We start from the raw sequence: 8,844 nt of genomic DNA on the forward strand, positions 1-8,844 counted from the left end.
TCCTGAACTAAATCCGATTGAAAAAGCATGGGCTAACCTTAAGAAGAAAGTCATAGAGTTACTACCCAAATATAACTCGGTGATAGAATGTCTAAACAATGTTTTTTAAAGTGAAACAACTATAATTGATTTTTTTGCTCTTGAGAAAACTGCAACAATCTATCCAGCTCTTCATCGCTAAGAGAATCCGGAAAAATATCTTGAAAGAAAGCTACTAGCTCCTTAACCTTCAAATCTAGAGGAATCACATTTTCCTGTCCTAAAACAGCTAAGGTCCCCTTACTATCTTTAGCCCAAGGAGCTTTTCCATTGACCGTCACAAGGCCAGCACTGGCCTTCCACTTTCCAGTCAAACAGTTCATCAAACTTGTTTTACCAGCACCATTAGGACCAATGATAGCCACACTTTCTCCAGCAACAATATCAAAAGACATGTTATCTACAAGGCGCTTCCCCTTCATTTCCTTGACTAACTTTTCAACATGAATCATAGCATCCCCTCCTTATCTATTTCTAGTCTACCCCTTACCTCCTATCAGAACTAGCACTGAATGTCATGATCTCCTATGACATTTGTCAGGTAAAAAGCATCTCCACAACTAAAACACCAAACTAAAAAACACCTCTATGTAAGAGATGTCATTTGATTTATCTCAAAAAAGGGCTGCCCAATTTGGTCTTGAGTTTAGAATTCGAGCTACATAGACTCTGTATTCTTCACTATAATAAAAATATCAGTGATTTTCTTTAGTGTTGTAGGTAAAGCTTCTAATACTGTAATCTCCCCTCCTTCAAAATACCTTTTGATTGCTGAACGTCAGTTACTACAGCTCCAAAATTACCTGGTTACGTATTTAATCATGAGCGACCCCATATTGTAAGGACAACTTGTATTTACATTTTAACCCTTTAGCAACCCCACCTACTCAATGTCTTATCCAAAGCCATGAGCAAATTTTTCAGGTAACGTTTTTCCCAAAAGAATACTTCGTTTTAACTGATCTTCAACAAAGAAAGACCATGTGTCCAAATCATCCCCTTCGTAATGATACTCCATATTTCTCTTGTTTAAAGTTCCAATCCCAGAACAGGTCCCCGAAATTGCCATAAACTGTAGTACCTCATCCGTGTCTTGGATTTTAATCATCTCAATAAATAGTTTCTCAATTCGTTTCATCTCTAAACTCCTCATAATTATAATCTACATTTGCTAATCTATGTGCCACACTATAGTCAAAGTGACAGTGATTCATATAGAAATGCTCAAGGGCTTCATGCTGAACCATAATGAGATCAATTGTACTTGGACAGCCTAAATAGAGTCGCTGTAGCGAGCGTGCCATATCATAGTGAGGATAAAAAGATCGGCTCCTATATTCACCTAATTTCCAATCCCAGAGCAAATATGTATTATCCAAAATATGTTCCAACATGCTAGCAAGGATCTCTGAATCAAAACCACTATGTCTGGACATTCTGTAAATAATATTTGCCCTATTCGAATTGCGTAATTCTTGGTAATACTGTTGGGCAAAGGCCAATCGTTGTTTTTCAATATCCCCTCGTTTTTCGGATATGGCTCCGGAATCTTCATGTAAATCCATTATACCTCCTTCGTTAATGACACTCAAGAAAAAGGAAAATGGTTTTTGTAATGGACCACTAGGATTTTCTCCAGCAATTAAAGGCCACCAATCTTCACTCTTCCTCAAGCTTGCGGACGGTTTCTAGTTTCCAATCCCACCAGCCATAAAGTCGGATGGCCCCTTCTTGGTCAGTTCGATGCCAAGGGATGCCGCGTTCTCTTAGTCGATTCAGGGTTTCTTCATGAGGGTGGTGGTAGCGATTGTCTTTACCGGCTGAAATCAGGGCTAGGCTCGGATGGAGGTAGTCCAAGAATGCCGGTGTCGAAGAGCCCTTACTGCCATGATGCCCTAATTTCAAAACATCAACAGATAGCTCTGGATAGTTTTTCATAAGAATCTCCTCTCCCTCCTGCTCTAAGTCACCGGTGAACAGAAAACGGACTTGATAAAATTGGCCGTACAAGACAAGCGAATCATTATTATCCCCTTGCCCTTCTTCTAGTGGGTAAAGAGCTTGCAGTTGACTATCAAAAATAGGCCAGGTCTGTCCAGGTTCAACTAGATGAATCTGCGCTTGGGTAGCTTGTAATTTGTCTAAAAAACCTGACTTGTGAAGACTTCCAGGACTAATATACAGATTGGAAATCGGGATTTCCTGATCCACTACCAAAAGGTCACCAACATGATCAGCATCGGGATGGGTCAGGAAAACATGTTCAAGATGGTCGATACCTCTAGACTTGAGATACGGAATCAAACTATACTCGGCATTGGCTTTTATAGCATGTTTGGGCTTGGGCCCAAAGCTAACCTTCCCTCCAACATCAATAAGAGCATGGCGCCCCTGCCAATCTCTGAGAAAGATACTGTCTCCCTGACCGATATTGACCAGAGTAATTTCATTCACGAAGGGAAATTTGGTTAAGACAAGTCCTATTAGAAAGATAGAAAACCAAAGGCGAGTACGTCTTTTACGGGAACGAGAATCCCACATAAATGCTAAACAAGCTAATAAGCCCAAGAAAATCAGAAAAGACGGTTGTCCCAAAATAAGGGGACCTGGTAAATAGCTCTGTGCTTTTTGCAAACACCAATCCAACCCCTGTAACAAATTATTCACCACTTCCCCTTTTGTCCAGGGAGCTAACAAAAGCAAACCTAAGAAAAGTGGTAGAAGAATACGGTCAAAAAGAAAAGATAAGAGGACCGTAAAGAAAATTCCAAGTGCCTGATACTCACTAAAAAAGAGACACAGAATAGGCAAGCTTGCTAAGGCTACTACAAAAGCTTGCTTCCAACTCTCTAATCGCTTCCTATCCTGGGCTAAGACTTGTAGTATAAAGGCAAAAGTCAAGGACAATATGGCTCCCATATCTCGAAAATACTGGGGAGTTAATGCGGCAAGAAGCAATAAAAGAACCCAAAACTGCTGCATTCCTCGTAGGTCTAGAAGGGCCAATTGTTGTTGGACTAAAGCCCTCAATACAGAAGGAGTCCAACCAGTAAGACCAGCATAAATAATGGAGAAGAACCATTGAAGTTGATTAAGGCTTTCCTTGGTTAGTCCAAATCTTGCCAAGATACGTCGGTAAAGTTTTGTAAAAAAAGCAACTTGCATGCCTGACAGAGCAAAAAGATGAAAGATTCCGAGTTGTCGATAAACATGGCCACGTTCTGCGAAACTAGCTGGTAAATATCCGAGTAATAATCCCGTCATATAGGACGCTAGTTCTGGAGGATAAGTGGATTCAATCCAATCAATACAGCCAGCACGCCAGACAGATAACTTGTCTACCGGATTCCAAGACTCTTGCCAGATTATTCGTTTTATCTTTTGAATCTTCAAAGTGTGATAAATTCCTTGATTCGCTAGATAGGCTCGATAATCAAAACCGCCAAAATTCTCCTGTTCACGCGCTTCTCCCAACTCTCCTTCAAGCATTAGGCATGGAAGATGCTGTCTCCTGCGTAAATAACGTAAATCTTCTCCCTCAGTCATTTTATAACTAAAACGATAGGTATGCCCTTCCCACTGTGCAATACCTTTGAGACTATCCTCCTCATAAATCAAACTGTCTGGCTTGAGAAGAACCTGACTAGGAGCTTCTAGCTCCTCGGCTGCCTTTTCGGTTCCGGCATTCTGACGCCATTGCCAACTACCAATCAGCACCAGCAGTATCATGATTGTCATCCCAAAGACCTCCTTCCCCTGATTCCGATAAAGGCAGTACATCGATAGGAGCCATAAAATGAGAAGAAGGGGATGAAAACTGCCCCAAGTAAAATACGATAAACCTGTCAGAAAAGCCAAGTGGGAAAGCGAAATCCTCCGACAAACACTTTGAAAAAACTGTTTCATAACAGTTACTATCTCCTAATCCACCTGCACATGGTCTCTAATTTTTTCCAGAGTTTTCTCACCAATCCCCGATACCTTTTTAAGATCATCGATAGATTGGAATCCACCATTTTGTTCACGAAAGGCCAAGATATCCTCGGCTCGTTTCTTACCAATGCCAGGAATTTTTTGTAAGTCTTCTGCAGTTGCCTGATTAAGAGCAATCTTTCCAGTATTAGATGAACCAGCTACGTTTCCTCCTCCTGGTGCTGGCGACGTTATAGCAGGAACCTCGCCTTGTTGAGGAACATAGATGACTGCCTCGTCCTTTAATAGCTGAGCCAAGTTAAGGCCATTCGGATCGGCCTCAGACGTCAAACCGCCAGCTTTTTGAATGGCTGTTTGAGCTCTCGCTGGACTTGCTAGCTCATAGACACCAGGATTGCGCACCGCCCCCTTGACATCTACCGTAATTTTACCCGGATCGGCTTCTAGGGATGGCTCCCCCTTACTTGGCAATGGCTGACTTGGTTTCGACACAGATAGGGACTGGACTTGAGTCTGGGGCTGGGATGAAACTTGTTTATAGATGAAAAAAGCCACTACTCCAAGGATCAGGAGCAGTGGCAAAGCGTTTTGGCGAATCAGTTCTTTCCAATTGTGCATAGGCGTTCCTCCTACTTTTTTATTCGGAGAAAAAAGAAAAAACTATTTCACATCAATATTCGGTTGATAAATAAAAGAGGCAACCCAGCTAAAGAGGACGGTAAAAAGAATCAAGACCAATACAAAGAGTAAAACCACAAGTCGAATAGGTAAGAGCAACCAAGTTAAGAGACTACGTCCTTGTGGCTGGATATCAGCCTCTAGCTGATCAAAGGAGCTCTGAACACGGGCAGAAACTTCTGCAAGCCCTTCGCTGTTGAGGCGCTTGATGTCGCTAATATCGAGACTATCCCCAATTCGGATGGTAACCGGTTGGCCTTTCAAAAGACCTCCAATTGTTGTTGGACCTTGGTAAAAGGCAGGTACAATAGGCACTTTGGCAGTTTTCGCAATAACAGCTACTCCCCCTTTCAACTCTGACGAGTGACGAGTTCCAGATGGAAAGAGCATGAGGGAGAACTGGCTTTTACGCAGCATGCGTACAGGGTATTTCAGAACTTCTTGACTAGGATTCTCCCGATCAACTGGAAAGGCTCCACACATACGAATCCACCACCCTAGAATACGATTTTGGAATAACTCTTGCTTAGCCATAATAATAAAGCGTTTAGGTCTGGCTGCAAAAGCTAAGTAGACGGGATCCCAGATGGTTTTGTGTGGAGCAACTAGGACATAGTTACTCTCTAGATCTGGTAATTTATCAAGATTTTCATAACGAGTTGGTCCGTTCACAGCCCATAACAAGAGGGCTACCAGACTTCTCAGATAAGTATAAAACATATTCTCTCCTTTTTTGACATTATACCCCAAGCTTTTTCAGCACGCAAATAGTATTTTTAAAACAAATCTGATAAGATAGGAGGTATGGATAAGAAAGAACAATTGATTGGGCTGACACAAGCCCAGGTTGACGAGCGCCTTGCGCGTAAAGAGGTCAACCAATTTAATGCCGATGCTTCGACCAGCACCTGGGATATCATGAAGCGAAATGTCTTCACCCTTTTTAATGCCCTCAACTTTGCGATTGCAATCGCTTTGATGTTAGTTCAGGCCTGGTCCAACCTTGTCTTTTTTGCGGTTATCTGCTTTAACGCCTTTTCCGGAATTGTGACCGAACTTCGGGCCAAGCATATGATTGACAAGCTCAATCTGCTGAACAAAGAGCAAGTTCAAGTTTACCGTGATGGCCAATTAGTCGCAGTGGATTCTGAAGAACTCGTGCTAGACGACGTGATTTTACTCGCCGCTGGTGAGCAAGTTCCTAGTGATGCAAAAGTTCTCTCAGGCATGGCAGAAGCCAATGAAGCCATGTTAACCGGAGAAAGTGACCTAGTTCCCAAAAATACCAACGATGAATTGCTCTCAGGTTCCTTCTTAGCATCCGGTCAGGTGCAAGCTCAGATTATTCGGGTCGGTGCCGAGAACTATGCTGCTAAGTTGATGACCGAAGCCAAGGTCGTTAAACCCATTAACTCTAAGATTCTCTCCGAGTTAAATAAAATCGCCAACTTTACTGGAAAAATTATCATCCCCTTTGGTCTAATCCTCTTCTTTGAGGCCTTTGTGATGAAGATGTTGCCGCTAAAAGATTCAGTGGTTAACACCTCCACAGCTCTCTTGGGTATGTTGCCAAAAGGGATTGCCCTCTTAACCATCACCTCCCTACTAACAGCTGTTATCAAGCTGGGAATGCGAAAGGTTCTGGTTCAGGAAATGTACTCGGTGGAAACCTTAGCTCGGGTTGATACCCTCTGTTTGGATAAAACGGGAACCATTACTGAAGGAAAAATGACTGTCGAGGATTTAGAAGTCCTTTCCTCAGATTTATCCAAGGAAGACATCTTGGAAAATTTAGCCCATTACATGAACCATTCTGAAGATAAAAACCCAACAGCGCGGGCTATTCGTCATTACATAACCCAACCAGAAACAAAGGTGATGCCTATCGCTACGATTCCTTTCTCCAGCGATCGAAAATGGGGAGCCATTCAGTTTGAAAACAAGGGAAGTTTCTATCTTGGGGCAACAGATTTTTTGGTAGCTAATACAACCGAATTTATCCAAGCTGCTCAAGAACGCGGATCCCGAGTCCTTGCTTTTGCCTGGAGTCCAGATCCTCTTAATCTGGAACAACCTTCCCTACCAGATAACCTAGAGGCTTTAACTATCTTGGAAATCTCCGATCCAGTTCGTGAAGGGGCTGCTGAAACCTTGGAGTACCTTCGCTCTCAAAATGTTGATCTTAAAATCATTTCTGGAGATAATCCCGTCACTGTTTCAAATGTTGCTGCCAAGGCTGGTTTCCATAACTACGACCAGTACCTAGACTGTTCGAAAGTCACAGATGAAGAATTAGAAGCAGCTGTAGCAACTACAGCAATCTTTGGTCGTGTTTCCCCTCATCAAAAACGCCTTATCATCCAAACTCTCAAGGCAGCAGGACACACTACTGCTATGACGGGTGATGGTGTTAACGATATTCTAGCCCTACGTGAGGCTGATGTATCCATTGTTATGGCGGAAGGTGATCCAGCCACCCGCCAAATTGCTAATTTAGTCTTACTCAATTCAGACTTCAACGATGTACCAGAAATCCTCTTTGAAGGACGCCGAGTTGTTAATAATATTGGTAAGATTGCACCAATCTTCTTTATTAAAACAATCTACTCCTTTATCCTAAGTATTATCTGTATGGCCACTGTCCTTTTCTTCCGGGCAGATTGGATTATGATTTTCCCATTTATCCCAATCCAAATTACCTTGGTCGATCAATTCGTTGAAGGTTTCCCACCATTTGTTTTAACTTTCGAACGCAACATCAAACCGGTAGAGCCTCACTTCCTCAAGAAGTCGATGTTCCTAGCTCTTCCAAATGCTTTAATGATTATTATCTCTGTACTCTTTAGTCAGATTTATGGAAGCATCGCTGGTTGGTCTAGTATGGAAATCGGAACCCTTTCCTACTATCTACTCGGAACGATTTCATTCCTAGCGGTTATCAGAGCCTGCCTTCCTCTTAACCTATGGCGCGTGGGCTTAATACTTTGGTCAGTAGGAGGATTCTTCCTTTCTGCCTACTTCCTCAAAGGACTCTTACATATCGGTACTCTAACATCCAATACTTGGCCAGTCTACCTAGTCCTTGCAACCATTTTTACCCTTATCTTCATTCTTTTCTCCAAGCGTTATTATCCCAAAGAGATGATGGCGACAGCCTAAATGAAGAGACAAGATTTAAGCTGAGACAGATGTCTCAGCTTTTTTACCTGTAGCGAAAACTTGAAAAACTTAGTTGAATCTGCTAGGATAACGTTAGAAATTAGACAAGGAGAGAACTATGTCAGAATACCAATTACCAGAGATCTGGGAAAATCCTACACACATGGGTGGAGCCTGGGGAAGCCTCAATCAGCCAACTGCTGGTAGTCGCTTTGAACAAACATTGCCACAAGGGGATAAACCTTTCCAGCTCTACTCCCTCTCAACTCCGAATGGGCTCAAGCCACTTATTCTACTGGAAGAATTACGAGAACTTGGCATTCATCAGGCCGACTATGATGCTTTCCGCATTAAGATTGGAGATGGAGATCAATTCGGCTCCGACTTCGTAACCATCAACCCAAATTCTAAAATTCCTGCGCTTCTTGATATTTCTGGTGAAACGTCCGTTCGAATTTTTGAATCTGCGAATATCCTTCTTTATCTAGCCGAAAAATTTAATCATTTTCTCCCAAGTAATCCAGCTGAGCGCAACGAAGTTCTCAACTGGCTCTTCTGGCAAGCAGGTGCTGCTCCCTTCTTGGGTGGTGGATTTGGTCATTTCTTCCACTACGCACCTGAGAAGATTGAATACGCGATTAACCGTTTTGCTATGGAAGCTAAACGCCAGCTAGACCTTCTAGACAAAGAATTGGCCAGCAAACCCTATATTGCAGGCGATACTTATACCATTGCAGATATAGCTATCTGGTCTTGGTATGGTCGTCTAGCACAAGATAAGATTTGGGACAAGGCAGGCATTTTCCTAAATGTCCAAGAATACGAAAATCTCCAAGCTTGGACTCAAAAAATCGCCCAGCGACCAGCCGTTCAACGAGCACTAGAAGTTGAGTATCAAGAGATTTAGACTAATCGAGTAGGGACTAATGCATAGTCCCTCTCACACCACCGTGCGTGCCGTTCGGCACACGGCGGTTCAGTTAACTTTTAACGCATGTCGTTTTAGGTAGTAATCGAGACAGCTGACCAGTCCTC

At 42.7% G+C, this 8,844-nt stretch carries 8 protein-coding genes; 2 read left to right on the plus strand and 6 right to left on the minus strand.

Annotation, left to right across the window (positions count from 1 at the left end):
- Positions 1-119: 119 nt before the first annotated feature.
- The 6 genes from ACXM1Q_RS08055 to ACXM1Q_RS08080 all read right to left on the minus strand — a co-directional run bounded on the left by ACXM1Q_RS08055 (position 120) and on the right by ACXM1Q_RS08080 (position 5,370).
- Positions 120-491 (minus strand): ATP-binding cassette domain-containing protein, encoded by a 372-nt coding sequence (locus tag ACXM1Q_RS08055; protein WP_458517622.1) that lies wholly within the window; start codon positions 489-491, stop codon positions 120-122.
- A gap of 443 nt (positions 492-934) precedes the next feature.
- Positions 935-1,177 (minus strand): hypothetical protein, encoded by a 243-nt coding sequence (locus ACXM1Q_RS08060; protein ID WP_458517623.1) that lies wholly within the window; start codon positions 1,175-1,177, stop codon positions 935-937.
- Complete coding sequence (locus ACXM1Q_RS08065; protein WP_458517624.1) at positions 1,164-1,604, minus strand: hypothetical protein; 441 nt, start codon at positions 1,602-1,604, stop codon at positions 1,164-1,166. The genes ACXM1Q_RS08060 and ACXM1Q_RS08065 overlap by 14 nt, the downstream gene beginning before the upstream one ends.
- A gap of 94 nt (positions 1,605-1,698) precedes the next feature.
- A complete protein-coding gene (locus ACXM1Q_RS08070; RefSeq protein WP_458517625.1) occupies positions 1,699-3,777 on the minus strand; it encodes a DNA internalization-related competence protein ComEC/Rec2 in 2,079 nt (692 codons plus the stop codon).
- 183 nt (positions 3,778-3,960) lie between these two features.
- Positions 3,961-4,590 (minus strand): helix-hairpin-helix domain-containing protein, encoded by a 630-nt coding sequence (locus tag ACXM1Q_RS08075; protein WP_458517626.1) that lies wholly within the window; start codon positions 4,588-4,590, stop codon positions 3,961-3,963.
- A 42-nt stretch (positions 4,591-4,632) separates the two neighbouring features.
- Entirely contained in the window at positions 4,633-5,370 is a 738-nt protein-coding gene (locus ACXM1Q_RS08080) for a lysophospholipid acyltransferase family protein (RefSeq protein ID WP_458517627.1), read from the minus strand.
- A gap of 84 nt (positions 5,371-5,454) precedes the next feature.
- Here ACXM1Q_RS08080 and ACXM1Q_RS08085 point away from each other — a divergent pair, with 84 nt between their 5' ends.
- Both ACXM1Q_RS08085 and yghU read left to right on the plus strand, forming a co-directional pair.
- The gene (locus ACXM1Q_RS08085; RefSeq protein ID WP_458517628.1) at positions 5,455-7,809 is read left to right on the plus strand and encodes a cation-translocating P-type ATPase; all 2,355 of its coding nucleotides are present in this window, start codon (positions 5,455-5,457) and stop codon (positions 7,807-7,809) included.
- 118 nt (positions 7,810-7,927) lie between these two features.
- Positions 7,928-8,716, plus strand: coding sequence for a glutathione-dependent disulfide-bond oxidoreductase (yghU, locus tag ACXM1Q_RS08090; RefSeq protein WP_458517629.1), 789 nt, complete (start codon positions 7,928-7,930; stop codon positions 8,714-8,716).
- Positions 8,717-8,844 lie beyond the last annotated feature (128 nt).

This window comes from Streptococcus sp. 10F2, assembly GCF_054331515.2.

Bases quoted from the DNA above. Each gene is read 5' to 3' on its own strand.
- ACXM1Q_RS08055 (WP_458517622.1), bottom strand. From the start codon at position 491: ATGATTCATGTTGAAAAGTTAGTCAAGGAAATGAAGGGGAAGCGCCTT.
- ACXM1Q_RS08060 (WP_458517623.1), bottom strand. From the start codon at position 1,177: ATGAAACGAATTGAGAAACTATTTATTGAGATGATTAAAATCCAAGAC.
- ACXM1Q_RS08065 (WP_458517624.1), bottom strand. From the start codon at position 1,604: ATGGATTTACATGAAGATTCCGGAGCCATATCCGAAAAACGAGGGGAT.
- ACXM1Q_RS08070 (WP_458517625.1), bottom strand. From the start codon at position 3,777: ATGACAATCATGATACTGCTGGTGCTGATTGGTAGTTGGCAATGGCGT.
- ACXM1Q_RS08075 (WP_458517626.1), bottom strand. From the start codon at position 4,590: ATGCACAATTGGAAAGAACTGATTCGCCAAAACGCTTTGCCACTGCTC.
- ACXM1Q_RS08080 (WP_458517627.1), bottom strand. From the start codon at position 5,370: ATGTTTTATACTTATCTGAGAAGTCTGGTAGCCCTCTTGTTATGGGCT.
- ACXM1Q_RS08085 (WP_458517628.1), top strand. From the start codon at position 5,455: ATGGATAAGAAAGAACAATTGATTGGGCTGACACAAGCCCAGGTTGAC.
- yghU (WP_458517629.1), top strand. From the start codon at position 7,928: ATGTCAGAATACCAATTACCAGAGATCTGGGAAAATCCTACACACATG.